General features: G+C 68.2%; 22 protein-coding genes. 13 read left to right on the top strand and 9 right to left on the bottom strand.

Going from position 1 to position 26,874, the window contains the following annotated elements:
- Positions 1 to 13 precede the first annotated feature (13 nt).
- Together rpoD and dtd are read right to left on the bottom strand one after the other, a co-directional pair.
- Positions 14 to 1,879 (bottom strand): RNA polymerase sigma factor RpoD, encoded by a 1,866-nt coding sequence (gene rpoD, locus ASD86_RS03470; protein ID WP_056106814.1) that lies wholly within the window; start codon positions 1,877 to 1,879, stop codon positions 14 to 16.
- 126 nt (positions 1,880 to 2,005) lie between these two features.
- Positions 2,006 to 2,446 (bottom strand): D-aminoacyl-tRNA deacylase, encoded by a 441-nt coding sequence (dtd, locus tag ASD86_RS03475; RefSeq protein WP_036105813.1) that lies wholly within the window; start codon positions 2,444 to 2,446, stop codon positions 2,006 to 2,008.
- A 132-nt stretch (positions 2,447 to 2,578) separates the two neighbouring features.
- On the opposite strand from dtd, the gene ASD86_RS03480 reads away from it, so the two are divergent.
- The 3 genes from ASD86_RS03480 to ASD86_RS03490 all read left to right on the top strand — a co-directional run bounded on the left by ASD86_RS03480 (position 2,579) and on the right by ASD86_RS03490 (position 5,802).
- Complete coding sequence (locus ASD86_RS03480; protein ID WP_056106816.1) at positions 2,579 to 3,499, top strand: lauroyl acyltransferase; 921 nt, start codon at positions 2,579 to 2,581, stop codon at positions 3,497 to 3,499.
- A gap of 177 nt (positions 3,500 to 3,676) precedes the next feature.
- Positions 3,677 to 4,246 carry a PH domain-containing protein gene (locus ASD86_RS03485; protein WP_056106818.1) on the top strand — a complete coding sequence of 190 codons (570 nt, stop codon included), beginning with the start codon at positions 3,677 to 3,679 and terminating at the stop codon, positions 4,244 to 4,246.
- Positions 4,247 to 4,362: 116 nt separating this feature from the next.
- Entirely contained in the window at positions 4,363 to 5,802 is a 1,440-nt protein-coding gene (locus ASD86_RS03490) for a PH domain-containing protein (RefSeq protein ID WP_056107147.1), read from the top strand.
- 91 nt (positions 5,803 to 5,893) lie between these two features.
- Here ASD86_RS03490 and ASD86_RS03495 read toward each other — a convergent pair whose 3' ends face one another.
- The 7 genes from ASD86_RS03495 to def form a co-directional block, all read right to left on the bottom strand.
- On the bottom strand, positions 5,894 to 6,922 hold the full coding sequence (locus tag ASD86_RS03495; protein ID WP_056106820.1) for a UDP-N-acetylglucosamine 2-epimerase: 1,029 nt from the start codon (positions 6,920 to 6,922) through the stop codon (positions 5,894 to 5,896).
- 2 nt (positions 6,923 to 6,924) lie between these two features.
- Complete coding sequence (locus tag ASD86_RS03500; RefSeq protein ID WP_056106822.1) at positions 6,925 to 7,740, bottom strand: glycosyltransferase family 2 protein; 816 nt, start codon at positions 7,738 to 7,740, stop codon at positions 6,925 to 6,927.
- 202 nt (positions 7,741 to 7,942) lie between these two features.
- Complete coding sequence (locus ASD86_RS03505) at positions 7,943 to 9,262, bottom strand: O-antigen ligase family protein (RefSeq protein ID WP_157476077.1); 1,320 nt, start codon at positions 9,260 to 9,262, stop codon at positions 7,943 to 7,945.
- Between the two features lie 4 nt (positions 9,263 to 9,266).
- Positions 9,267 to 11,033 (bottom strand): glycosyltransferase family 39 protein, encoded by a 1,767-nt coding sequence (locus ASD86_RS03510; RefSeq protein WP_056106826.1) that lies wholly within the window; start codon positions 11,031 to 11,033, stop codon positions 9,267 to 9,269.
- Positions 11,034 to 11,109: 76 nt separating this feature from the next.
- Positions 11,110 to 12,432 carry a 16S rRNA (cytosine(967)-C(5))-methyltransferase RsmB gene (rsmB, locus tag ASD86_RS03515; RefSeq protein ID WP_056107151.1) on the bottom strand — a complete coding sequence of 441 codons (1,323 nt, stop codon included), beginning with the start codon at positions 12,430 to 12,432 and terminating at the stop codon, positions 11,110 to 11,112.
- 305 nt (positions 12,433 to 12,737) lie between these two features.
- On the bottom strand, positions 12,738 to 13,667 hold the full coding sequence (gene fmt, locus ASD86_RS03520; RefSeq protein WP_056106827.1) for a methionyl-tRNA formyltransferase: 930 nt from the start codon (positions 13,665 to 13,667) through the stop codon (positions 12,738 to 12,740).
- Positions 13,668 to 13,853: 186 nt separating this feature from the next.
- A complete protein-coding gene (gene def, locus ASD86_RS03525) occupies positions 13,854 to 14,366 on the bottom strand; it encodes a peptide deformylase (RefSeq protein WP_036105800.1) in 513 nt (170 codons plus the stop codon).
- A 159-nt stretch (positions 14,367 to 14,525) separates the two neighbouring features.
- Here def and ASD86_RS03530 point away from each other — a divergent pair, with 159 nt between their 5' ends.
- The 10 genes from ASD86_RS03530 to ASD86_RS03575 all read left to right on the top strand — a co-directional run bounded on the left by ASD86_RS03530 (position 14,526) and on the right by ASD86_RS03575 (position 26,847).
- Complete coding sequence (locus tag ASD86_RS03530) at positions 14,526 to 15,680, top strand: LysM peptidoglycan-binding domain-containing protein (protein WP_056107153.1); 1,155 nt, start codon at positions 14,526 to 14,528, stop codon at positions 15,678 to 15,680.
- Positions 15,681 to 15,780: 100 nt separating this feature from the next.
- Positions 15,781 to 17,013: a DNA-processing protein DprA gene (gene dprA / locus ASD86_RS03535; RefSeq protein ID WP_056106829.1), complete on the top strand. Its 1,233-nt coding sequence runs from the start codon at positions 15,781 to 15,783 to the stop codon at positions 17,011 to 17,013.
- Positions 17,014 to 17,102: 89 nt separating this feature from the next.
- Complete coding sequence (locus tag ASD86_RS03540; RefSeq protein WP_036105793.1) at positions 17,103 to 17,591, top strand: DUF494 family protein; 489 nt, start codon at positions 17,103 to 17,105, stop codon at positions 17,589 to 17,591.
- Between the two features lie 342 nt (positions 17,592 to 17,933).
- Complete coding sequence (locus ASD86_RS03545) at positions 17,934 to 18,758, top strand: pilin (protein ID WP_056106831.1); 825 nt, start codon at positions 17,934 to 17,936, stop codon at positions 18,756 to 18,758.
- A 112-nt stretch (positions 18,759 to 18,870) separates the two neighbouring features.
- Positions 18,871 to 20,013, top strand: a complete 1,143-nt coding sequence (locus ASD86_RS03550; RefSeq protein ID WP_056106833.1) for an RDD family protein — start codon at positions 18,871 to 18,873, stop codon at positions 20,011 to 20,013.
- Between the two features lie 272 nt (positions 20,014 to 20,285).
- Positions 20,286 to 22,802 carry a DNA topoisomerase I gene (locus tag ASD86_RS03555; RefSeq protein ID WP_056106835.1) on the top strand — a complete coding sequence of 839 codons (2,517 nt, stop codon included), beginning with the start codon at positions 20,286 to 20,288 and terminating at the stop codon, positions 22,800 to 22,802.
- Between the two features lie 389 nt (positions 22,803 to 23,191).
- Positions 23,192 to 24,187, top strand: a complete 996-nt coding sequence (locus tag ASD86_RS03560) for a lytic polysaccharide monooxygenase (protein WP_056106837.1) — start codon at positions 23,192 to 23,194, stop codon at positions 24,185 to 24,187.
- A gap of 387 nt (positions 24,188 to 24,574) precedes the next feature.
- Entirely contained in the window at positions 24,575 to 25,666 is a 1,092-nt protein-coding gene (locus ASD86_RS03565; RefSeq protein ID WP_235567661.1) for a lytic polysaccharide monooxygenase, read from the top strand.
- A gap of 108 nt (positions 25,667 to 25,774) precedes the next feature.
- Positions 25,775 to 26,335 carry a Sua5/YciO/YrdC/YwlC family protein gene (locus tag ASD86_RS03570; RefSeq protein WP_056106838.1) on the top strand — a complete coding sequence of 187 codons (561 nt, stop codon included), beginning with the start codon at positions 25,775 to 25,777 and terminating at the stop codon, positions 26,333 to 26,335.
- A gap of 65 nt (positions 26,336 to 26,400) precedes the next feature.
- Positions 26,401 to 26,847 carry an EamA family transporter gene (locus ASD86_RS03575; RefSeq protein ID WP_056106839.1) on the top strand — a complete coding sequence of 149 codons (447 nt, stop codon included), beginning with the start codon at positions 26,401 to 26,403 and terminating at the stop codon, positions 26,845 to 26,847.
- Positions 26,848 to 26,874: the final 27 nt, after the last annotated feature.

Below are 26,874 nucleotides of genomic sequence, written 5' to 3' on the forward strand. Positions count from 1 at the left end.
TCTACTGACGCGATCAATCGATATCGAGGAAGCTGCGCAGCTGTTCCGACCGGCTCGGATGACGCAGCTTGCGCAGCGCCTTCGCTTCGATCTGACGGATGCGCTCGCGGGTCACGTCGAACTGCTTGCCGACTTCTTCCAGGGTGTGATCGGTGTTCATGTCGATGCCGAACCGCATGCGCAACACCTTGGCCTCGCGCGGGGTCAGGCCGGCGAGCACGTCGCGGACCGTTTCCGACAGGTTGATGTTGGTGGTGGCTTCGACCGGGGACTCCACGTTGGTGTCCTCGATGAAGTCGCCCAGGTGCGAGTCTTCGTCGTCGCCGATCGGAGTTTCCATCGAGATGGGCTCCTTGGCGATCTTCATGACCTTGCGGATCTTGTCCTCGGGCATGTCCATTTCTTTCGCAAGCTCTTCCGGCGTGGCCTCGCGGCCGTACTGCTGGAGCATCTGACGCGAGATGCGGTTGAGCTTGTTGATCGTCTCGATCATGTGCACCGGAATACGGATGGTGCGGGCCTGATCGGCGATCGAACGGGTGATGGCCTGACGGATCCACCAGGTGGCGTAGGTCGAGAACTTGAAGCCGCGGCGGAATTCGAACTTGTCGACCGCCTTCATCAGACCGATGTTGCCTTCCTGGATCAGATCAAGGAACTGCAGACCGCGGTTGGTGTACTTCTTCGCGATCGAGATCACCAGACGCAGGTTGGCCTCGACCATTTCCTTCTTGGCCTTGCGCGCCTTGGCTTCGCCGTAGGCCATCGCGCGGCTGATTTCCTTGATGTCGTTCAAGGTCAGCAGCGAGGCCTGTTCGATCTCGATCGTCGTCTGCTGTTCGACGATGATCTGATCCTTGACGTCGCGCAGGCCCGACGACCACTTCTGCTTGCGCTTGAGCAGTTCGTCGACCCATTCCAGATTGGTCTGGTTGCCTTCCCACGCGCGGATGAAATCCTTGCGCGGCATCTTGGCGACGCGGGTGGCCAGATCCAGGATCTTGCGCTCGCGGTCCTTGATCGAACCGACCACGTCGCGCAGGTTGCGCATCAGGCTGTCGGTCAGGGCGAGCGGCAGCTTGAGGGTGACGAACACCGCGGCGATGTCTTCGCGCAACTTGGTCACGGTCTTGTGGCCGGCGCCGTTCTTGGCCTGGGCCTTGACGAACTTGCCGTACAGGTCGGCGATGGCCTCCATGCGCGCGGCGACTTCGACCGGATCGGGACCGGACGTGGTTTCCTCGGCGTCGGCATCGTCGCCGGCGGCTTCGACTTCTTCGTCGTCGTCCGCGTCGGCATCGGCCTCGGCCACCACCACCGGCGGCGCCGGCGGTTCGGGTTCTTCGTCGAGGTGATCGTTGAAGCCCACGACGATCTCGGCCAGGCGCTTCTTGCCGGCCTTGTGGGTTTCGTAGTCTTCCAGGATCAACTGGATCGTGGACGGGAACAGAGCGAGCGAAGCCTGGACCTGGTTGAGGCCTTCTTCGATGCGCTTGGCGATGGCGATTTCGCCTTCGCGGGTCAGCAGTTCCACCGTGCCCATTTCGCGCATGTACATGCGCACCGGGTCGGTGGTACGGCCGCCTTCGCCGTCGAGCGCAGTCAGCGCCGCCGCGGCTTCTTCAGCGGCGGTGTCGTCGACTTCGCGGTTACCGGTATTGCCGTCGGCGAGCAACAGCGTTTCGGCATCGGGCGCAACTTCATGCACCTCGATGCCCATGCCGTTGATCATGCCGATGATGTCTTCGATCTGTTCCGCGTCGACGAGATCGTCGGGCAGGTGATCGTTGACCTCGGCATAGGTCAGATAGCCCTGCTCCAAGCCCTTGCTGATCAGGAGCTTGATATCGGACGGAGGGGGCTGACGTTCGTTGGCCATGGGCTGCGCCACCGCGCTATTGAGGGTAGGGAACGCTCCAGTATAGCAGGTCCGGGCCGGTCGGCCGGGTCATGCATGCGGGAGGCTTGGGTCGAGCGGGTCGATCAGGGCGGTCGGATGGACCGGTCAGGCGCGGAGCAAGAAGGTCACCGGACCGTCGTTGACCAGGCTGACCACCATATGGGCACCGAAGCGGCCGGTTTCCACCCCCCCGGCATGACGTTGCCGGCAAGTTTCGACCAAACGGTTGAATAGCGGTTCAGCCAGGGCCGGGGCGGCCGCGGTACTGAAGCCTGGACGCATGCCGCTGCTGGTGTCGGCCGCCAGGGTGAACTGGCTGACCAGCAACAGTCCACCGCCGCTGTCGGCCAGGCCGCGATTCATGCGGCCGGCGTCGTCGGCGAAGACCCGGTACCCGAGCAGGCGTTCGGCCATGCGAGCGATCTGGGGTTCGCCGTCGCCCGGTTCAACCCCGACCAGGGCCAACAGCCCCGGGCCGATCGCGCCGACGGTTTCGCCGTCGACGACCACGCTGGCCTGGGTCACGCGCTGGATCAGGCTCAGCATGCCGCACACCTGTTGGAAAAGTCGGGAACGCCAGTGTAAAGCCTGGATCGCGCCGGCATCGGCGGCGTTCGTCCACCGAACCGGCACACCCGCCACGATCGGCGCCGAAGTGCCTGCCGCTACACTCGCGCCATGAGCTCATTCGTCGCCCGCGTGCTGTATGTCCTGGCCGGTCTGCTCGGCCGCCTGCCGTGGTCGTGGCAGCGGCGCCTGGGCGACGCGATCGCGGCCTTGTGGCTGCGCCGCGACGCCCGCGAGAGCCGGGTGGTCCGGGTCAACCTGGAACTGGCCTACCCTGGCCTGCCGCCGGCCGAACGCGCGCAGTGGCAGCGCGCGATCATGCGCACCACCGCGCGCCAGGCGGTCGAAACGGTGCGGTTATGGACCCGGCCGCATGCGGAAAATCTGCGCCTGTTGCGTGAGCAGCACGGCACCGAACTGTTCGACGCGGCCGTGGCCTCGGGCAAGGGCCTGATCGTGGCCGCGCCGCATTACGGCAACTGGGAACTGTTGAACCAGTGGCTGGCCTCGCGCACGCCGCTGGCGATTTTGTACCGGCCGCCGGAATCGGCGATAGGCGAGGCGTTCCTGAACCTGGTTCGCGCCGATACCGACGCCGAACGCGTGACCCAGGTGCGCGCCGAAGGTGCCGCCGTGCGCCAGTTGTGGAAACGGCTCAACGCCGGCGGCGTGGTCGGCATCCTGCCCGACCAGCAGCCCAAGGCCGGCGACGGCGAGTTCGCGCCGTTCTTCGGCGTGCCGGCGCTGACCATGACCCTGCTCGGCCGGCTGGCCGAACGCACCGGCGCGACCGTGCTGTTCGCGTATTGCGAACGCATCGGCACCGATGCCGACCCGCTCGGCTTCGCCTTGCGCATCGAGGCTGCGCCCGACGGCATCGCCGACCCTGATCCGCAACGCGCCTGCGTGGCGCTCAACGCCGCGGTCGAACGCATCGCGCGGCGCGACCCGGCCCAATACCAGTGGACTTACAAGCGCTACACCCTGCGCCCGTCCGGCGACGGCAACGACAATCCGTATCGGTTGCGTTGAATTCCGGTCGCATTGAACCCTGGGCTTCGTTGAAGCCTCGCCCGTGTCGGCCCCCTCGACGGCGATCCGCGCCTTTTGCACGCACGATCAAACATCGCCGCACGCGCGCGTGTCGATGCCGTTCCACGCCCCGCGCCGACGACTACACTGCAAGCTGACTCGCCCGATGGCCGCAGGATGACGCAGACCGATCACGACGACGCAGCGCCCGCCTCCGCATCGGCCGCCCAGACCGAGCCCGCGTCGGCTCCGCCCGCGCCGCCGGTCGCCGCCGACGGCGAATGGCAGCGGCTGCCGGCGCGCGCGATCCCGCTGTGCACGATCGACATCAGCCTGTCGCTGGCATTCGTGTTCGGCATCGCCGGCACCATCGTCGGCGTGCTCACCCTGGGCCGCTATGCCGGCCTCGCCAGCGGCCTGGCCGGCGCGCTGTTCGGCGCCGGCATCGGCATGTGGATCGGCTTCCGCCGTTATCGCAACACCCTGTGGCGATTGGACGACTACGGCTTCGCGGTGCGCCGCGGCGTGGCCTGGCAACGCGAAACGCTGGTACCGCTGACCCGGGTGCAGCATCTCGACCTCAAGCACGGCCCACTGCAACGCATGCGCCGGCTGTCGACCCTGGTCGTGCACACCGCCGGCACCCGCCACAGCGCGGTCTCGATCGACCATCTCGATGCCGACGACGCCCAACGCCTGCGCGAGCGCCTGGGCCGCCAGCTCGATCACGAAGACGACGACGCCTGATGAGCGCGTCCGAGATCGAGCCTGCCGCGCCGGCCGGATCCGCCGCGCCCGCAAGCGTCAACGCAACGAACGCCAATCCGGCCGCGGCGGTCGACGCCGACCGCCGCCTGCATCCGATGTCGTGGCTGTTCGTGCTGATCCAGCAACTGCGCCAGTTCATCGTGCCGCTGCTGGCGCTGCTGTTCTTCGGCCGCGGCGATCGCAACGAGCTGTGGTCGCTGATCGGCGTCGGCGTGCTGGTACTGGTGTCGCTGTGGCGCTATTTCACTTATCGCTACGGCATCGGCGGCGACAGCGTGGTGGTGCGCAGCGGCCTGTTGAACCGCAGCCTGCGGGTGATCCCGTTCGTGCGCATCCAGAACGTGGCGCTGCATCAGAACGTCCTGCATCGTTTGTTCGGCGTGGCCGAAGTGCGGCTGGAATCGGCCGGCAGTAAAGAGGCCGAAGCGCATATGCGCGTGCTCAAGCTCGACGATGCGCTGGCGCTGGAGTCGCTGGTGCGCCGGCGCGGCGTGAGCGCGGCCGAAGCGGTCGAGGAGCGCGCCGACGTCCTGTTGCGGCTCAGCACGGCCGACGTGCTGCGGCTCGGGCTGGTCTCCAACGGCGGCCTGGTGCTGGTCGGCGCGGGCTTGGCCGCGCTGTCGCAGATGGTGCCCGACGTCAACGGCCGCATCCCCGAACGCATGCTGCGTCAGGGCCTGCGCTGGGTCTCGGGCCATGTCGACGTGCACCACTTCGACACGGCCGGTTATGCGTTGCTGGCGATCGGCGTGATCGGTGCGACCGCGGTCGCACTGAAGACCTTGTCGATCGCGTTGGCGCTGCTGCGTTACCACGGTTTCGAACTGAGCGAACAAGGCCGCCGGCTGACCGCCGAACGCGGCCTGCTCGGGCGTTGGCGCACCACCGTGCCGCGTCGGCGGATCCAGGCGTGGACCTTGGAAGAAGGCCTGATGCATCGTCTGCTCGGCCGTCGCCGGCTGGCGGTGGACACGGTCGGCGCGGACGAGGGCGACGAGGGCCGCGCGCTCAAGGACCTGGCGCCGATCGCGACGCCGGCGGCCTGCGATGCGCTGGTCGAACATCTGCTGCCGCGCGCGCACTGGGATCGGCTGCAATGGCAGGCGCTGCCCGGCGCGACCTGGTGGCGGCTGTTCCTGCCGGACGTGCCGTGGACCGTGCTGGCGACGGTCGCGTTGTATTGGCACCTGGGCGCGTGGGGCCTGCTCGCCCTGCTGTGGCTGCCGTGGACCGCGTTCAAGGCGCGCCGGCGCGCGCAGCGGATCGGTTATGCCTACAGCGAAGATCTGATCGCGGTGCGCGAGGGCTGGTGGCATCGCTATTGGCGTTTCGCCGAACTCGACAAACTGCAGGCGCTGCAGATCAAGCGTTCGCCGATCGACCGGCGCTGTGGCACCGCGACCTTGTGGCTGGACACCGCCGGCGCCGGCACCCTGGCGCCGCCGCTGCGGATCCGTTTTCTGCCGGAAGCCGACGCCCGGCGCATCTACGAGACGCTGGCCGCGACGCTGTCGAAACGGCCGTTGCGCTGGTAACGCGCGACCGGCGCCAGTCCACGATGCCGCCCATCGCGGCGAGCGTGGATGCAGCAACCACCCGCGCGGATCGCGCGGGCCGCCTAGGCGATCAGCGCGCCGATCCCCAGTAGCCGATGCGGCGGCGAAGCTTCAGCTTGCGCCACCAGTTGAGGGGCTTGCGCTTGCGGTTGACGCCGCCGCGGGCGATGAACTCGTCGATCGCTTCGAGCACGCGTTCGCTGGAACGTCCGTCGTGATACGGATGAATCGCCTGACCATATTCGCGGATCGCCTGCATCAACTCCGCGGGCCGCGCCAAGGCGCGCTCGATCGCCGGCTCGAACTGGTCAACTTCCTGGATGTCGATCAGCTGCGGGCCGGGACGGCGGTTGCGGAAGGTCACCACCGGCTTGCCGGTGAGCAGGAATTCGTTGAGCGCCGAGGAGGTGTCCGAACACATCATGTCGACCTGGGCGAACAGTTCGAAGATGTTGTCGTTCTCGGCGAAGGTCAGGTGTTCGTTCTGCAGCGCCTTGTAGCGCGCGACGGTGTCGGGATTCATTTTCGGATGGAAGGTCACGATCCAGCGCTTGCTGCCGTCGCGCGACATCCGCTTGACCTCTTCGTACAGCGTCTCGGCGGCGCTCCACGACGGCGAGAAGGTCGAGTGGTACAGGATCGTCGGCGGCTGGCGCAGCGGTTCGGGCTGGCCGGACAACTGATCGGCGAACGGGTCGAGCTTGGGCCAGCCGGTTTCGACCACGCTGAAGTGGCCGACGCGGTCGGCGATCTCGCCGAACTTGGCGGTGTCGCGCGGCCCGGTGGTGCAGTACAGGTCGAAGAAGCCGCGGATATAGATATGCCGGGGCTTGCCGGCATCGAAGCCGTGGAAGGTTTCGACCTTCACGCCGGGAAAGAAATGCGGCACGGCATTGCTGGAGGTGATGACCGCTTCGGGCCGCCAGCGCCGCACTTCGGCCACGCTCAGCAGACGCTCGCCTTCGACCAGATCTTCCGCGCCGGGGCCGTCGAAGAACCACGCGGCTTCGTCGCCGCGCGCGCGGATCGCGCGCTGCAGCGGCCGCAGGATCGCCAGCGCGTAACGCTCGGAACCGTAGAGAAGATAGTGTTTTGGCATGGTCAGCGATCAAGTCCGTGGCGCCGCAACACCGTGCGCGCCTGTTCGATCGACGCGGGATTGCGCCGCATTTCGTAATAGCGGATGCGTTTGTACACCGCGTAGGCGGCGGCGACATGCGACACGATCAGGCCGCGCCATCCGTCGAGGATCGCCAGCCGCATCACGTAGTCGCGCAGGAACGCCGACAGGTACACGAGCGGCGTCTGCCACATCCGCACCGGGCGGTTCTTGTCGTTCCAGTCCAGGCATTTGAGTTCGGCGTAACGGAGCACCTTGAGGTGCTTGTGCGCCAGGGTCGGGTTGTGCGCGTGATCGAACGGCGCCTTGAAATCGACCGATTCGCCGTCCCAGCGCAGCGACTCGTGCACGCGCGCGTCGGTCCAGCGCGCGCGGCCGCGGTGATACAGCCGCGCCAGGCGCTCGCCGCGCATCGGCCGGTACCAGCGCATCGGCGCGCCCATGTAGGAGGTGCGCCGGCGCAGGATCGCGACCGCGGCCTGAGAGCTCAGCAACTCGGGCAGGCGCTCGCGCAGTTCGGCGCTCAACTGCGGCGTCAACGATTCGTCGGCGTCGAGAAACAGGATCCAGTCGTGCCGCGAATGCGCGGCGGCGGCGTTGCGTTGCGGGCCGAAGCCCAGCCAGTCCTGATGCACCACCCGCGCGCCGTGCGCCTGGGCGATGGCGACGGTGTCGTCGTCGCTGCCGCTGTCGACCACCAGCTTCTCGGCCGCGAACGGAACACTGTCGAGACAGGCCGCGATATTGGCCGCCTCGTTGTGAGTGATGACGATCAGGGAAAACGGCAGTTCGACCATGCCCGAATCATACCCGATGGGCCGAGGCCGCCAATCTCGACCCGGCCTCGTTACCGCGCCGGAATGCGCGGCGATTCAGGCCTGTGGCCGCTTTTTGCAGCGGCCGATGCAGAACCGGGGCGCGGCGTTCAATGCAGCGCCAATGGCATGGCAGCGGCGGACTCACTCTCGATCGACACCGGCGAGGCAGACCGGTAAGGCGTCACGCAAGCGCGGGCTTGAGTCCCATCGCGACCTTGGCATCACGGGCTTCGCGCAAGGCGAAGCCGTACAGCGTGCCGATCGCCACCGCGTAGAACGACGCGATCAGTTGGTGCGCGAACATCGATTGAGTCAGGCCGCAGGCGAGATAGACCAGCACCAGCACCAGGCCGGCCAGCGCCGCGCTGCGCGCGCGTCCTGTCGGCAGCTCGCGCAGGCGTCGCGCGAACAAGAACAACGGCAGCAGATAAACGCCGAGGATCGCCAGCAGCCCCGGCACGCCCATGGTCGCCGCCCATTCGGGCACATCGCTGTGGGCATGACCGAGCCTGCACAATCCGGGACGCGGCGCCGGCGGCTGGCATTGCGGCAGATCGCGCACCGCGCGACCGAAACTGCCCACGCCGATGCCGGTGACCGGGTGCTCGGCGAAGGTTTCGCCGGCCAGCGACAGCAGCACCAGGCGCTCACCCAGCGAGGATGCGGCGTCGCCTTCCATGTAGCGGTCGACGTCCGAGCGCAATTCCTCGATCCGGGTCTGCTCGGCCAGCGGCGGAATCCACCACGACGCGATCACCGCCAGCGCCAGCACCGCCAGCAAGCTCAGCAACAACTTGCGGGCGCGGCCGGCGCTGACCAGCAGGCCGATCACCAGCACCAGCCCCAGCCCCGGCCAGATACCGCGGCTGCCGCTCAGGGCCACCGCGCCGATGCCGATCGCGCAGGCCACGGTCGTCCACAGCAACTCGCCGGGCGGACGGCAGAACACCGCCAGCACGATCAATGCGATCAAGGCGTCGGCGAACATGATCGCGTTGTCGGTCCAGCCCAGCGCGCGATCCACGCCGTTGCCCACCTGCCAGGCCGCGACCGCGAACGCGCCGACCAGCCCGGCCAGCGCCCCGGCCCACAGCCAGCGCCGCGAAGGCCGGTAGGCATAGACCATCAACGCGAAGAACGGCAGGGTCAGCAAGCGCAGCCGGTTGTCGACCTCGCGCCAGCGCACGTCGAAGACGAACTTCGAGATCACCACCACCGCCGTCACCGCCAGCACCAGCGCCAGCAACAGCCGCAGCGAACGGCCGATCTCGCGCTTGCCGCGCGCCAGCTGATCGGGCGCCATCAGCAGCGCGGCCAGGGCGAACGCGGTGAACGGGGTCAGCCCCCAGGGCGTGGAGATCAGCAGCGCCGGCAGGCAGAACAAGCCGATCTCGAGCACCCGCCGCGCCCTGCGCACGCGCGGCGATTGTGCGCTCGCGATGGCGGCGTCGGCGGTCGGGTGGGCGCGCGATTCGGGCAAGGGCATTGGCGATGCGGGCACGGACTCAGTCCAGGTCAGCTTTGTCTATCCCGCTGATCGCCGGCGCGGCGGAACAGGTGACCCGCGCCGAATACGGCACCAGCCACCAGTTGCGCCGATTGGAGACACCGACCTTGGCCTGGCTGCGATCGACGCAGTCGGGCACCGCCGGCTCCTGGATCAGCAACCAGCGCCGTTGCGGCGACTGCGCCTGCCAGGCCAGACCCATCGCCAATTGCTGGTTCCACGGCACCGAGTAGCCGAAGTCCTTGGTGCCCGGCGGGCTCATCAGCATGTTCTGCACCCGCCAACCCACCAGGCCGAGTTCCGCGTCCGGCCCGATCGTGTGCGCGACCCGGGTCATCACGCCGCGGGCGGACGAGGCATCGTTGAAAATCGGCGGAATCAGCAGGCCGTACAGCACCCACAGCCCGGCCAGGGTCGCAATCAAGCCGTGGTACGGCCGCTTCCACCCCGCCCACAGCAGGGCCGCCGTGCCCCACGCGCCGATCGCCAGCACCGCGACGGTCAGCTGGTGCGCGCCGTCGGTCAACTGACGCTCGACGATGAGACGCCGCTCGAATCCCGGATCGCCGAACCACATCGCCAGACCGACGCCGAGCGCGGCCAGGGTCAACGCGGCGGCGAAGGCGATCGCGAACACGCGCAGCGCGCGCCGGCGCATCAGCCCCGGCAACAGCGGCGCCAGCGCCAGACACACCATCGGCAGCGCCGGCATGATGTAGACGTCGCGCTTGCCGGCCGGAATCGAGAAAAACACGATCACCAGCGCCCACCACACCAGCGGCAGCAGATAGCGGCCGTCGAGCCGGCGCAGGCGCCTGCGCCAGGCCGGGATCGCCCACGGCAGCGCGAACATGGTCGGCAGCCACATCGTCGCCATGACGCCGAAGTGGTACCAGACCGGCTGATGGTGATCCCAGGAGCGCGAATAGCGCCCGGCGGTCTGCCGGAACAGGATGTCGTTGAGATAGGCCTGATGCGACGGATCACCGCTGGACAACACGCCCGCGACCATCGGCACGATCCACAGCGACACCGCGACCAGGAACGCCAGCGGCCCCAGCCAGAAGCGTGGATTGCCGATGCCGGCGCGCACCGGCAAGCGCGTCCACGCCAGCAGCCGCGCGCCGACGCCGCCCGGCGCCAGCGCGCCGTGCACCGGCCGCAGCACCGCCGCCAGCGCCACCGGCGCCAGCATCAGCAGTGCGATCACGCCGACGCCCTTGGTGATGGTGCCGATGCCGGCGGCGAACCAGCCCACGGCCCACCAGCGCCAGCTCGGGCCGGTCAGCAGATGCCGCAGCAGGCCGTAGTTGGCCAGGGTGATCCAGAACACCACCGACGGATCGATCTGCGCCTTCTTGCCCTGAAAGACGAATTGCACCGTGATCAGCAAGGCCCAGCCCGCGTACAGGCCGACCCGCGGGGTCCACAGGCGCCGGCCCAGATCGACCACGCACCACAGCGTGCCCAGCGCCGCCAGCAGCGACGGCAGCAGAAACGCGACCCGCCAGTTGCCGGTCAACAGGTAAGAGACCGCCTGGGTCCACATGAACAACGGCGGCTTGTCCGAGTACAGCTCGATGCCGCGATGCGGGAACAGCCACACCCCGGTGTCGACCATCTGCTTGGCGACCAGGGCGAAGCGCGGTTCGTCGGTGGGCCACGGATCGCGCAGGCCCAGACCGGCGACGAGCACCAGCGAGGCGACGACCCAGAACAACCACAGATGTCGCTGGGTGGCTCGATTGAATGCGGTGATAGGCATGGCGCGGATGATACCCAACGAACTCGAAACCAGTGCGGGGCGGCGCCGTCGACGGCGCCGGCTGCTTACGGTGCACTCATCCTGGGTGCGCGGAGCCGTCGGGCGGCGAACGGCGAAGGCGCGCGTAGAAGAATCCGTCGCCGCCGTCCTCGCCGGGCAGGCGCTGACGGCCGACCTCGCGATCGTGGCCATAGCGCGCGTCCAGCGCCTCGCTGCGCGCATCCGGGGTGCGGGCGAGGAACGCGCGCACCTGCGCCTCGTTCTCCTCCTGCAAAATCGAGCAGGTCGCGTAGACCAGCACGCCGCCGGGCGCGACGGTGTGCCACAACGCATCCAGCAGGCGTGCCTGCAGCACAGTAAGCGCGGCAATGTCGGACTCGCGTCGGTGCAGGACCACGTCGGGCTGACGGCGCACGATGCCGGTGGCCGAGCACGGCGCGTCCAGCAGCACCGCATCGAACGGCCGGCCGTCCCACCACGCGTCCAGCTCGGCCGCGTCGGCGGCGAGCAGTTCGACCCGGTCCTCGAAGCCCTGCCGGACCAACCCGCTGCGTACGCGCTGCAATCGCTGCGCGTCGATGTCGAGCGCGGTCAGCCGCAGCGAGGCGTCGCGTTCGAGCAGGTGCGCGCTCTTGCCGCCGGGCGCGGCGCAGGCGTCGAGCACGCGCGCGCCGGGCGCGGGCGACAAGGCGTCGGCGACCAGTTGCGCGGACAAGTCCTGGATCGAGACCACGCCTTCGGCGAAGCCGGGCAGCGTCGAGACCGGCACCGCCGCATCCAGGCGCAGCGCTTCGGCCGGCGCGGCCGGCGCCATGCTCTGGATACCCGCCTCGGCGAGCTGAGCGCGGTAGTCCTCACGCCCGACCCGCGCGGCGTTGACCCGCAGCCACATCGGCGGCGCGATCGCGCTGTTGGCCAGGATCGCGTCGAAGTGTTCGGGCCATTGCTTACGCAGCAAGCCGCGCAACCAACTGGGCCAATGCGAATGGCGCGGGTCGGTGGCCGGCAGGCCGTCGCGCTGGGCGCGGCGCAGCAGCGCGTTGACCAGTCCGGCCTGATGCTTGCGGCCGAGCACGCGGGTCGCTTCGACCGTCGCGGCGAGCGCGGCGTGCGCGGGCAATTGCAGCGGATCGAGCTGGGCCAGCCCGGCGAACAGCAAGGCGCGCAGTTCGCCGTCGCGGCGCGACAGCGCGCGCGGCATCCACGCCTCGAGCGCGGCCTCGTACCGCAACGGTTGGCGCAGCACCGCGAAACACATCGCCTCGACCAGGGCGCGATCGCGAGGGTCGGGCAAGGTCGGCAGCGCGGTGGCGAGTTCGGCTTTCAGCGAGCGGCCGCGATGCAGCACCGCATCGAGCACGCGCGCAGCGATCGCGCGCGGCTGTGCGCCGGGCAGCAACGGCGGCGGCGCGGGCCGGGTGACGGTGGGCTTACCGGTTGACGACGCGCCGGCCGAGTCGTCGGCGCGGCGCGGCGAAGCGCCACGGGGCCGATCGCCGGCGCGCGGCGCGGCGCGATACGGCGACTTACCGTCCGCCGGCTTTCCGCCAGCAGACTTCGCCCGATACGCCTTGGTGCCGCCAGGCTTGGTCGCACCCGGTGTCGCATCGGCCTCGCCGCGCGGATCACGCGCGCCGGGCGATCCGTTCACACCACGCTCGCCTCGCGGCCCACGCGGACCTTTCGGCGGCGGAGTCGATTCGCTCATGCGCCGCGCGCCGCGATCAGATCGCGCCGGCCGTTCAAGTAATCGGCCGCGGTGATCGCCTTGCCGCCGTCGCGTTGCAGCACCCGCACGCGCAAGGCGCCGACGCCGCAGGCAATGTCGATGCCGTCGCGACCGGCCAGCAGCACCGTGCCGGGTTCGGCGCGATGCTCCAGCGGTAACGCGATCGCGCCGTGGATGCGCACGCGCTCGCCGGCGATCAGCGCATCGGCCATCGGCCAGGGATTGAACGCGCGCACCTTGTTGGCCAACGCGGTCGCGCTGTGGCTCCAATCCAATCGCGCTTCGGCCTTGTCGAGCTTGTGCGCGTAGGTCAAGCCGGCCTCGGGCTGGATCCACGGCCGCGGGAATAGTTCCGCGCGCGCCAGGCCCAGGCCGTCGCCGAGCACTTCCGCGCCGAGTTCGCTGAGCCGGTCGTGCAACTGCCCGCCGGTCTCGGTGTCGCCGATCGCGAGCTTGGCCTGCAGCAGCACCGGCCCGCTGTCGAGGCCCTTTTCCATCTGCATCAGGCACACGCCGGTTTCGGCGTCGCCGGCCTCGATCGCGCGCTGGATCGGCGCGGCGCCGCGCCAACGCGGCAGCAGCGAGGCATGCACGTTCCAGCAGCCGTAGGTCGGAATATCGAGCACCGACTGCGGCAGGATCAGGCCGTAGGCGACCACGATCATCAGGTCCGGCTGCAATGCGCGCAGCGCCTCGCGCGCGGCGCGGGTCTTGAAGTTTTCCGGCTGGAACACCGGAATCCCGCGCAGCAGCGCCTCGCGCTTGACCGGCGAGATCGACATCTCACGGCCGCGTCCGGCCGGACGATCGGGCTGGGTGTACACGCCCACCACCTCGCCGCGTTGCGCGGCCGCGCGCAGGCTCGGTACGGCGAAGTCTGGGGTACCGGCGAAGATCAGGCGCATAGGGGCGGGGATTCGGGATTGGAGATTCGGGATTGGAGATTCGCAAAAGCGCTGCGCGCAGTTTGCGGTCTCAGAGCACAGACGTGGTCACAACGGCGATCCGAACGAGACGAAAACCGACGCCACGACCCGACCGCGCCGAAACGCTCTTTCGAATCCCGAATCCCGACTCTCGAATCCCGGCCCTTACGCCGACTGCCGCCGCTGCTTGGCCAGCTTCTTGCGCACCATCTCGCGCTTGAGCGGCGAGAGGTAGTCGACGAACAGCTTGCCGTCGAGGTGATCCATCTCGTGCTGGATGCACACCGCGAGCAGGCCGTCGGTGCTCAGCTCGAACGGCTGGCCGTCGCGGCCGATCGCCTGCACGGTGATTTCGTTGGCGCGGGTCACGTCGGCGAAGATGCCCGGTACCGACAGACAACCTTCCTGGTAGACCTGCTCGCCGGATTTAGCGACGATCTGCGGATTGACGAACACCAGCGGCCGGTCTTTCTCTTCCGACACGTCGATGACCATGAACCGCTGATGCACGTCGACCTGGCTGGCCGCGAGGCCGATGCCGGGGCATTCGTACATGGTCTGGAACATATCGTCGAGCAACTGCTGGAATGCAGGCGACGTTACGTGCGAGGCTTCCACCGGCACTGCTTTGGTCCGCAGGCGGGGGTCGGGAAATTCGAGGATGGGGAGCAGGGCCATGGGCGTCAAAAATGGGGGCGTGGGTCACATACGCAAGCTTTGGTTGCATTGTACCCCCGTTATAGGCTGTAAATGCCTGCTAGTGTTCGCAGCTCTTGGGCTATAGTCCGGGTGCCCGCAGAGGGCAAACCTGGAAGGGGAATCAGGTAGATGGCCGCCATGTTTAAACCTATCCGTGCGGTTTTTACCGCAGCGTTGCTGACTGTTGCCACGTACGCCCTCGCGGCGGAACTGCGTGGCGACCACCCCAACACCTATACGGTGAAACGGGGCGACACCCTGTGGGACATTTCCGCGCGCTTCTTGAAGAAGCCGTGGCTGTGGCCGGAAATCTGGCAAGCCAACCCGCAGATCAAGAATCCACACCTCATCTATCCCGGTGACGTGATCTCGCTGGCCTACCTCGACCGCGTCGCCGCGGCCCAGGTCCAGCCCGGTCCGCGCCAGGAAGCGCCGCTCACCGGCGTGCCGTTGTCGGAGATCGAGCCGTTCCTGAAGAACCTGCGCGTGGTCGACGACTTCGAACAGCTGCCCTATGTGGTCGGCCTCGAGGAAGACCGCCTGCGGGTGACCCAGGGCCAGGCCGCCTACGTCAAGGGCCTGACCGACCAGAGCCCGGGCACCCGTTACGCCGTGGTCCGTCCGACCCAGCGCTACACCCGCCTGGACCGCGTCGCCTGCTGCGACATCATGCGCGCGGCCGATCTGGACTACCGCGGCAAGCGCACGGTCGACTTCGACGCGATCTGGACCGACGTGGTGGTGCCCGACAAGGGCCGCGAACTGCTCGGCTACGAGCTGCTGCAGGTCGCCACCGGCACGCTCAGCCGCGGCGCCGTCGGCGGCATGCAGGCCTCGACCCTGGTGATCGACGACACCGGCCGCGAAATCCGCGTCGGCGACCGCCTGATTCCGGTCCAGGCCCAGCCCTACGACCTGCAGTTCTTCCCGCATCCGCCCAAGGCCCAGTTCGACTACGGTCGCGCCCAGGTGCTGTCGGTCGCCGATCTGGTCAAGAGCGGCGGTCCGCGCGACGTGATCGCGCTGTCGGTCGGCTCCAAGGACGGCATCGACAACGGCACCGTGTTCTCGACCTGGCGCGTAGGCACCAGCAAGCCCGACCGGGTCAAGGTCGGTCCGGACCGCGCCGAGGATCTGTTCGGCAAGCATTCGCGGGTGCGTCTGCCCGATGAGTTCTCCGGCCACGCGATGGTGTTCCGCACCTTCGACAAGGTCAGCTATGCCTTGATCATGGACGGCGTGCGTCCGACCAAGGTCGGCTACGAGCTCAAGCACCCCGATTCGTCGTACTGAGTCTGGATAAGCCTCGCGGCCAAGGCCGCGCGGACTTTTCCTACAGCATCACGCGACGGCGCCTTCGGGCGCCGTCGTCGTTTGCGGGCTAGGCTGGGGCATGAACCAGACCGATGCCGACATCACCGGCGAAGACGCCCTCGCCCTGCTGAGCCTGATCGACGCCGGTGGCGCTGCGGCGCCGCGACGGCTGCTGCTCGAACAACACGGCAGCGCCGCGGCCGTGCTGGCGGCCGGGCCGCGCGCCTGGCGGGCGGCGGAGTTGTCGGAAAAACAGATCGACCGCCTGCGCACGCCGCAGGCCGAAACCCTGGACCGCGCCAGCCGCTGGCTGAGCGAGCCGGATCACCACCTGATCGAGTGGAACCACCCCGACTACCCGCCACTGCTGCGGCGCGCGCCCAGCCCGCCGCTGGCGCTGTTCGTGGTCGGCGAACCGGCCCTGCTGTGGCATCCCTCGGTGGCCGTGGTCGGCAGTCGCTCGCCGACCCCGACCGGCAGCGACAACGCCGCCGACTTCGCCCGCGCCCTGGCCCGCAGCGGCCTGGCGGTGATCAGCGGCCTGGCCGCGGGCATCGACACCGCCGCGCACCGCGCCGCCCTGGACGCCGGCGGGCTGACCGTGGCCGTGCTCGGCACCGGCCCCGATGTCGCCTACCCGCGCAGCAACGCCGAACTGTTGGCGCGGATCGGCCAGCTCGGCGCGGTGGTCAGCGAGCACCTGCCCGGCACCCAGGCCCGGCCCGAGCATTTCCCCAGCCGCAACCGGATCCTGGCCGGGCTCAGCCTGGGCACCCTGGTGATCGAGGCGGCCGAGCGCTCCGGCGCGCTGATCACCGCGCGCTTGGCCAGCGAATGCGGGCGCGAGGTGTTCGCGGTGCCCGGCTCGATCCACAACCCGCTCGCGCGCGGCTGCCACCGCCTGATCCGCGAGGGCGCCGGGCTGGTCGAAAGCGCCCGCGAAGTGACCGCGGCCTTAGCGCCTTTGGCGGCCGAACTGGCCGACGGCTTGCGCAGGCGCCTGGGCGTCCCCACTACATCGGGCCATGCCAGCGACGAGGCGTCGCCTCCGGCGGATTACGCCAGCCACGCGAGCGTCACACACGACGATCACGATGGCCACGACAGTATTTCCGGAGCGCCGCCGCACGCCGAATACGCCGATCCCGACTACCAGCGCTTGTGGAATGCGCTGGGTTACGACCCCACCGGTATGGATCGCCTGGTCGATCGCACCGGATTGACGATCGCCGAACTGTCCTCCATGCTGCTGGTCATGGAGCTTGAGGGTCGCGTCGCGGCGCTGCATGGCCGTTACTTCCGCAACCGCTGAATCCGAATCGGCATCGATCTGCCGGCGGGTCATTCGGTCAATCAGCAACTCCTGACCCACCGCGCCGCATGCGGCGCAGGCCGAGGGAAATGAAAGAGAGCATCCTGGACGTCCTGCTGTACCTGTTCGAGCATTACTTCACCGACGATGCGGACCTTGTCCGCGACCGCGATTCGCTCCGCAGCGGCCCCCTGTTCGATGAACTGGGTCAGGCCGGTTTCAGCCCCGCCGAGATCAACAAAGCCATCGAATGGCTCGATGCGCTGGCCCAGCAACGGCCCAGCGTCAACGCGCCGCGCGTGGGCGGACCGACCCGGATCTATTTCGGCCCGGAACTCGACAAGCTCGATGTCGAATGCCGCGGCTTCCTGCTGTTCCTGGAACAGCACGGCATCCTCGATGCCGATCAGCGCGAACTCGTGCTGGATCGGGCGATGGCGCTGGATCAGGAGGAACTCGACCTGGACGACCTGAAATGGGTCGTGCTGATGGTCCTGTTCAACCAGCCCGGCTCCGAGGCGGCGTACGCCTGGATGGAAACCCAGATGTTCGCCGACGAGCCCGAACCGGTGCATTGACCCCGCTCGCGCCGGCCGTCTGACGCCGGCGCGCAGCCCTCGCCGCGCCGGCCCTGCCGGCGTGGCGGCAGCGATCCGGAGCGCCTCGCGCCGCGCTTGCCGAGCCTCCCCAGACCGCCCCATCCGGATCTCGCGCGACACCGTTCATCGCCGAGCGCGTGCCGCCGCTGCGGCCTGCGTCACGTTTTCTCCTCTCCGTGCTAGTTTCTTGCGTCTCGCGCACGCCCCAGGGGGCGGCGGCGCGGCAGCATGCCATCGTCCGCGCGATCGCCCGACCGGGTCCGTCCGCCACCACGATGGCCTTCACTACACAGGGACGATCGCAAGATCAGGGGGAACGACATGACGAATTGGTACTACCACGACCCGGCCCAGGGCCGCGTCGGTCCGATCGACGCCGACGCGCTGCGCGGCCATTTCCGCGAAGGCCGCATCCAGCGCGACACCTTGCTCTGGCGCGAGGGCCTGCGCGAATGGCAGCCGCTGGAACGCCTGTCGGCCGAACTGGGCCTGGACGGCGACCTGCTGTCGTCGACCCCGCGACCGCCCGCGCCGCCGCCGTTGCCGCCCGGCGCCAACGACGCGCCGGCGTACTCGGCACCGGCCTATTCGGCCGGCCCGGGTTCGAATGGCCAGGTTTCGAATGGCGCGGGGCCGTCCACCGGCGCCAACCCCGCCGATGCCGCAGCCGCGCATTTCAACCGCCGTCCGGCCGCGCCGCCGCCGCGCAAGGGTCTGTCGGGCTGTGTGATCGTGCTCATCGTGCTGGCCGTGCTGGCGATCCCGGTGATCGGCATCCTGGCCGCGATCGCCCTGCCGGCGTACCAGGACTACACCCACCGCGCCAAGGTCGCCCAGGCCATGGTCGCCGCCAGCAGCCTCAAGGTCTCGGTCGCCGAGTACGTGCTGAGCAACGACAGCTGCCCGGCCAACAACAGCGAAGGCTTCCAGCCCTCCGAGGACTACGCCGACACCTATATCGCCAGGATCAGGATCGGCCAGTTCACCGAGAACGGCAGCTGCGCGATGCAGATCGAACTGCGCGGTATCGGCGCCGCCATCGACGGCAAGCACCTCGTACAGTCGTACGACCCGGCCAGCGGCAGCTGGACCTGCAGTTCGGACATCGAAAAGCGCTCGGTCCTGCCGATCGAGTGCCGCGACTGAGCCCGACCCGGCGCGCGCGATCGCGCGCGCCGGCGCATCGCGACGGCAGTCGATGGCATCATGCGGGGCATTGCGGCCCCGCAGCCGGGCCCACGACCGCCAGAGACTCGCGATGACCCAGTGGTACTACAGCGACAACGAACGTAACCGGCACGGACCGCTGGACGGCGCGCAGATGATCGAGCGCCACGGTCGCGGCGAGCTGGGTCCCGATACCCTGGTGTGGCGCGACGGTCTGCCGCAGTGGCAGCCGTGGCGCGATCTGGCCGCCGAACTGGTCGCCGACCCCGGCTTCAGCGCCGCGCCCGACCCGGCCCAGGTCCTGTCAGAGCGGGTCGACAACGTGGTCGGCCATGCCGTCGCCGATGCTCATGAGCGCGCCGACGACGCGGTCGATGCGGCCGCTGCGCGCAACCCGGCCGGCACCGCCGCGCCGCTTCAGGACGAGCCCCGGCCGAGTCCCGCCGAGGCTTTTCAGGCCGAATCGACATCGGCCAACGTCGGCGATACCGCATCGTTCACGCCGTCTTCGTCAGCGAAACCGAGCGATACCTACATCCCCGCGCGGGCCCTCGACGAACCCGATTCGCCCTACGCCGCGCCGCGCGCCGGCGTGGCCGAGGACATGTCGGTCGTGCTGGGCCACGAGGTGGTCTATGCCGGGTTCTGGAAGCGCCTGGCCGCGTACATGATCGACGGCCTGCTGGTCACCATCACCTATTACGCGGTCAACACCGTGCTGGTGCTCGGCGGCATGGTCGCCTTCGGCGCCGCCAGCGGGTTCGATTCGGCCAAGTGGCTGACCAGCGGCGCCGACAGCATGTTCATCGTGTACACGGTGCTGTCGTACGTGATGATGGGCGCGATCAGCCTGAGCTACTACGCCGGGTTCGAGTCGTCCTCGATGCAGGCCACGCTGGGCAAGCTCGCGGTCGGCATCAAGGTGGTCGACGCGCAGGGCCGGCGGCTCAGCCGCGGGCGCGCGATCGGCCGCTGGTTCGCGGCCATGCTGTCCTACCTGAGTCTGTACGTGGGCTACCTGTTGATCGCCTTCACCGACCGCAAGCAGGGCCTGCACGACATGGTCGCCAAGACCCAGGTGGTCGACCGTTGGGCCTACACTGCGCGCCCGGAACTGCAGAACCGGACCCTCGGCGCGGTGGCGCTGGTGATCCTGATCCTGGCCGGCCTGATCTGGGCCGCGGTGGTCGGCGTGCTGCTGGTCGCGCTGGGATTCGCTGCCTTCTCGAGCTGAGTCGCAACGCGCTGGCAGCTGAACAGGACACAATCCATCACACCTTCTTCAAGCAATTGAGTGCCACTTTATTGGCGGTTCCGAGGGGCCGAGCTTGACAGCTCCGCCCAGCTCGTGATTCCACTAGAAAGAGGAAACCTGAACGCCCGCCGCTGAACGCTGCGGGCGTCGCCTTCTTAAACCTTCGCAGCGCCGGGCCCGTCCCGACGATGCCCGCCGCAACAGAACACGCTGTCGAGCAGGCGCCCCGCCCCGGGCCCTGCGGAGTACCAATGGCCAAGAACCTCCTCATCGTCGAGTCGCCCGCCAAGGCCAAGACGATCAACAAGTACCTCGGCAAGGACTTCACTGTCCTGGCCTCCTACGGCCATGTCCGCGACCTGGTGCCGAAAGAGGGCGCGGTCGATCCCGACAATCACTTCGCGATGGACTACGCCGTCATCGAGAAGAACGAAAAACACGTGGACGCGATCGCCAAGGCCGCCAAGAGCGCCGACAACGTGTTTCTGGCGACCGACCCGGACCGCGAGGGCGAGGCGATCAGCTGGCACATCGGCGAGATCCTGCGCGAGCGCGGCCTGCTGGAAGGCAAGCCGCTGCAGCGGGTGGTGTTCACCGAAATCACCCCGCGCGCGATCAAGGAAGCGATGAACCACCCGCGCGAAATCGCCAGCGACCTGGTCGATGCGCAGCAGGCCCGTCGCGCGCTCGATTACCTGGTCGGCTTCAATTTGTCGCCGGTGTTGTGGCGCAAGGTCCAGCGCGGCCTGTCCGCCGGCCGCGTGCAATCGCCGGCGCTGCGCATGATCGTCGAGCGCGAAGAGGAAATCGAAGCCTTCGTCGCCCGCGAGTACTGGTCGATCGAAGCCGAGTGCGCGCACCCGCAGCAGTCGTTCACCGCCAAGCTAAACAAGTTCGACGGCAAGAAGTTCGAGCAGTTCACCATCACCGACGGCACCACCGCCGAGGACGCGCGCAAGCGCATCGTCGCCGCCGCCAACGGCGCGCTGCAGGTGACCGACGTCACCAGCAAGGAACGCAAGCGCCGTCCGGCCGCGCCGTTCACCACCTCGACCCTGCAGCAGGAAGCCTCGCGCAAGCTCGGCTTCACCACCTCGCGAACCATGCGCGTGGCGCAGAAGCTGTACGAGGGCATGGCGCTCGGCGACGAGGGCACGGTCGGCCTGATCAGTTACATGCGTACCGACTCGGTGAGTCTGTCGCAGGAAGCGGTGGCCGAAATCCGCGACGTGATCGCACGCGACTTCGGCACCAAGGCGTTGCCGGACAAGCCCAACACCTACCAGACCAAGTCGAAGAACGCGCAGGAAGCGCACGAAGCGATCCGTCCGACCTCGGCGTTGCGCACGCCGACGCAGGTCGCGCGTTTCCTCGACGACGACGGCCGCCGTCTGTACGAACTGATCTGGAAGCGCGCGGTCGCCTCGCAGATGGTGCCGGCCACGCTCAACACCGTCAGCGTCGATCTCGCCGCCGGCTCCGAACACAGCTTCCGCGCCTCGGGCACGACGGTGATCGATCCGGGCTTCCTCGCCGTGTACGAGGAAGGCAAGGACGCGAAGGCCGCCGAGGACGAAGACGAAGGCCGCAAGCTGCCGTTGATGAAGACCGGCGACCGCATCCCGGTCGATCGCATCCACACCGACCAGCATTTCACCGAGCCGCCGCCGCGCTTCTCGGAAGCGTCGTTGGTCAAGACGCTCGAGGAATACGGCATCGGCCGTCCCTCGACCTACGCCTCGATCATCCAGACCTTGTTGTTCCGCAAGTACGTCGAACTCGACAGCCGCCGCTTCCGTCCCAGCGACGTCGGCCGCGCGGTGTCGAAGTTCCTGTCCGGCCATTTCACCCAGTACGTCGACTACGACTTCACCGCCAAGCTCGAGGACGAACTCGATGCGGTGTCGCGCGGCGAAGAGGACTGGGTGCCGCTGATGGAGCGCTTCTGGGGCCCGTTCAAGCAATTGGTCGAGGACAAGAAGGAATCGGTCGATCGCAACGAAGCCACCGGCGCGCGCGAACTGGGCACCGATCCCAAGAGCGGCAAGCCGGTCAGCGTGCGCCTGGGCCGCTATGGGCCGTATGCGCAGATCGGCACCGCCGAGGACGAGGACAAGCCGACCTTCGCGTCGTTGCGTCCGGGCCAGAGCATGCACACGATTTCGCTCGAGGATTCGCTCGAGCTGTTCAAGCTGCCGCGCAAGCTGGGTTTGGACAAGGAAGAGGAAGTCAGCGTCGGCGTCGGCCGTTTCGGCCCGTTCGCCAAGCGCGGCAGCGTGTACGCCTCGCTGAAGAAGGAAGACGATCCGTACACGATCGACCTGGCGCGCGCGGTGTTCCTGATCGAAGAGAAGGAAGAGATCGCGCGCAACCGGATCATCAAGGAATTCGACGGCAGCGACATCCAGGTGCTCAACGGCCGCTTCGGTCCGTACATCAGCGACGGCAAGCTCAACGGCCGCATCCCGAAGGATCGCGAACCCGCGTCGCTGACCCTGGAGGAAGTGGTCAAGCTGATGGAAGAAACCGGCAAGCCGATGCGCGGCCGTTTCGGCAAGAAGACCGCGGCGAAGAAGGAACCGGCCAAGAAGGCGGCGAAGAAAGCCGCCAAGAAGGTCGTGAGCGCCGACGGCGAGGCCAAGGCACCGGCGAAGAAGGCCGCGGCCAAGAAGGCGCCGGCGAAGAAGGCAGCGAAGAAAGTCGCAAAGAAGACCGCAACCAAGAAGGCCGCGAAGAAGGTCGTCAAGAAAGCTGTGGCGAAAGCTTGATCGAACGATCGCCGCGGTCAGCGGCGACTGAGGTCAGCGAGTTCAAAACGGGCGCCGGTTTCGGCGCCCGTTTCGTTTGCGCGAAGGCCCGCGCGCCCGACGCGCCGCAACAAACGCCAGCGACACGGTGTCGCAGCCGCGCGGTCAAGCCGTGACGCCGCTTCCGCTTTCGCATCGCCGCCGCGACCACACGCCCGCGCATGTCGCCGCCAGCGACCGCTCGCACAGATTCAGCCTGCCCCGGCCACTAGGATCGGCCCCACATCGCGGGCCGGTCCATGGACCGAAGCCCGACTCAGACGCGATCCAAATCGCGCGCGCATCACGACCAGCACGAAGACCTGTTCCCTGGGGGGTGTCTTTCACCTATCCCATCGACAGGAGTCGTCATGACCCGCGCCACTCGTATTTCCCTGCTCTCCGCCGCCGTCGCTTTGTGCGCGGCCGCCCTGCCGGTGTCTTCGGCCTTCGCCCACGGCACCTTCGTCAATCCGCAAAGCCGGATCTACAAGTGCTATCTGGGCAATAAAGAGAATCCCGCCGATCCGGCCTGCCGCGCCGCCTGGGCGGTCGCCGGCTCGCAGCTGTTCTACGACTGGAACGGCATCAACCAGGCCAACGCCAACAGCAACCATCGCGCCGTGGTGCCCGACGGCAAGCAGTGCAGCGGCAACAACCCGACCTTCCGCGGCCTGGATGTGATCCGCAGCGACTGGCAGACCAGCAACGTGCGTTCGGGATCGAGCTACACCTTCACCTTCTACGCGACCGCGCCGCACGCGACCAAGGACTGGACCTTCTTCGTCACCCCGCAGGGCTGGAACCCGAACACGCCGCTGCGCTGGAACGACCTGCAGCAGTTCTGCAAGACCGGTCCGGTGCCGCTGTCGAGCGGCAACAACTACCACATCACCTGCACCCTGCCGGCGCGCACCGGCCGCCACGTGATCTACAACGCGTGGCAGCGCTCGGATTCGACCGAAGCGTTCTACACCTGCATGGACGTCAACTTCACCAACTCGGTCGCGGACGCGAAGTCGCCGTGGCGCGAGTCGGGCAACGTCAACGTGGTCAACGACTATCCGGTCGGCACCGCGGTGACCCTGCGCGTGTTCAACCCCGACGGCAGCGACGCGGAGAAGATCGAAACCGTGCTGCGCGAGGGCGAAACCTCGATCGTCGCGTGGCCGCGGCGGGTCGCCGAACAGGTCAACGCGCGCGCCAAATTCGCCCGCATCGGCGAGCAACGTGGCGGCCAAGTGCAGGCGAAGGACGGCCCGGGCAATCGCGTGTACCTCAGCGGCAATCGTTCCTATGCCTTCGACGTGCGCCTGCCCGCATCGGCCAAGCCGTTCACTGATGAGCACGCGCATCACGATCACTGAGATCGCGCTGAAGACCCATCGGCGTTGCGAGGCGGCTTGCCGTCTTGCAACGCCGAGTGGGTGAAACTGGTTCGCGGGCATGTCGATCTTGATCGTCATACCCGCGTTCGTCGTCGATTCCGCGAGTTCGCCGTCGACCACATCGATCGGTGCCGTCGAACGGAGCATTGCTGCCTGGCCCTGCAGTCGGCGGCATTCGGCAAGCACGCACAATGCGTACTTGTCTGATTGTGCTCGCGCTGAGCGTGCCTACGCTGGCTTGTCCGGATGCCCCCGGACGCCATTCCAGGAATGCTCATGACTCCGTTTCCCCCGATACGGTCCGCCCTTCTCGCCCTCGCCGTGCTGACCGCATTGCCGGTCGCGCACGTTCACGCCCACGGCTCGATGATCAAACCCAAGAGCCGCGTCGTCGCCTGCGCCGACGGCAACCGCGAAAACCCGACCGACCCGGCCTGCGCCGCCGCGCATCAGGTGTCGGGCTCGGCGATGTTCTACGACTGGATGAGCATCAATCAGGCCACCGCCAACGGTAACCATCGCGCCGTGGTCGCCGACGGCAAGCTGTGCAGCGGCGGCAATCCCACCTTCGACGGCCTGAACCTCGCCCGCGCCGACTGGCAGGCGCAGCCGATCGCCGCCGACGCCAACGGCCGCTACGAATTCCTGTTCAAGGGCACCGCGCCGCATGCCACCCGCGAGTGGACGTTCTATGTCACCCGCGACGGCTGGAACCCCAACCAACCGCTGCGCTGGGCCGACCTGGACGCGTTCTGCACGGTCGGCAATACCGCGCTCGCCGCCGACGGCAACTACCACTTGAACTGTCCGCTGCCCAAGCGCAGCGGCCGCCATGTGATCTACAACACCTGGCAACGCTCGGATTCGACCGAGGCGTTCTACACCTGCATGGACGTGGCGTTTTCTGGTGCGGGCACGCCGCCCTCGCCGACGAGCTGGACCGACGCTGGCGCATTGAGCGCACACACCGCGCTGCCTGTCGGAACCAGCGTGAGCCTGCGGGTGTTCGCAGCCAACGGCAACGACGCCGAGCGCATCGAGGTCACGCTCAAGGCCGGCGAAACCGCGGCGACCGCCTGGCCGCTGCGTCTGGGCCGGCAGGTCAACGCGACCGCCCGCCACGCCCGCATCGGCGTGCTCAGCAACGGCGTGATCACCCCGCAGCCTTCGGCCAGCGCCAACCGCGTGTTCCTCAACGGAAGCGGTCGTCGCCATCAACTCGACATCCGGCAACCCGCACCCAATCCAAATCCGAATCCGGGCACGCCGTCGGGTTACGACTACGTCTACCCCGACGGTATCGGCCGCTACCTGCCCGGCGTCACCGTGGTCAAGGGCAGCGACGGCAAGCGCTACGGCTGCCGGCCGTTCCCCGAAGGCGGCTGGTGCAACATCAACGCCGACGCCTACCGCCCCGGCACCGGCTATGCCTGGAAGGACGCCTGGGTGCCGTACTGAGCTCCGCCGTACCGAGTTCGAACCGGGCCCGGCACGGGCCTCAACGGGTCGATCCCGACGCCGCAATCGCCATGCGACACTGCGCCATCGCCCCCGCGCCTGACCCGCATGCCTGAGCTGAGCCTCGAACACGCCGCCGCCGCGCTCATCCGCGGCGGCGTCGTCGTCTATCCGACCGAAGCGGTATGGGGGATCGGCTGCGATCCGTTCGACCAGACCGCGGTGCTGCGCCTGCTGGCGATCAAGCAGCGGCCGGTGGATAAGGGGGTGATCCTGATCGCCGCCTCGGTTGAGCAGTTCGACGGCCTGATCGACTGGCCGGCACTGCCGGTCGAGCGCGCCGAGACGGTGCGCGCCAGCTGGCCCGGACCGAACACCTGGGCGGTGCCCGCCACCGACGCGGTCCCCGCCTGGATCCGCGGCAGCCACGACAGCGTCGCCGTGCGCGTCACCGCGCATCCGCAGGCACGCGCGCTGTGCCAGGCGCTCGGCCGCCCGCTCGTCTCCACCAGCGCCAACCTTGCCGGCCAGCCGCCGGCGTTCCAGCGCGACCAGCTCGACCGCGCCCTGCTCGCGCTCGCCGATGGCGTGTGCGTCGGCGAAACCGGCGGCCTGTCCGCGCCGACCCCGATCCGCGTCGCCGCGACCGGCGAGGTGCTGCGGGGCTGACGACCGGGGTCCGACACGGCCGCGACTATGCTCGCGCGATCCCGCCCTTGGTCCGAGGTCCCGCCATGAACGCCGCCATCAACCCGTTCCCCGCCTGGGCGCTGTGGGCGCTGTTGTCGGCCGTGTTCGCGGCCATGACCGCGGTGCTGGCCAAGGTCGGCGTGCAGGGCGTGAGCGCCGACTACGCGACCCTGGTCCGCACCGTGGTGATCGTGATCGCCCTAGCGCTGCTGGTGCCGCTGAGCGGGCAATGGGTCGATCCGCGCACATTGCCGTCGCGTTCGCTGCTGTTCCTGATCCTGTCCGGGCTGGCCACCGGCGCCTCATGGCTTTGCTACTACCGCGCGCTGAAACTCGGCGACGTGGCCCAGGTGGTGCCGGTCGACAAGCTCAGCGTGGTCCTGGCCGCGCTGTTCGCGGTGACGTTCCTGGGCGAGCGGCCCAGCGCGCGCGAGTGGCTGGGGCTGCTGATGGTCGGCGGTGGCGTGCTGGTGCTGGTTTGGCGTCGTTGAACCGGCCGTCGCCGCGCCGCGCTTCGC

The sequence above is a fragment of the Lysobacter sp. Root690 genome (assembly GCF_001427785.1).
GTDB lineage: Bacteria > Pseudomonadota > Gammaproteobacteria > Xanthomonadales > Xanthomonadaceae > Lysobacter.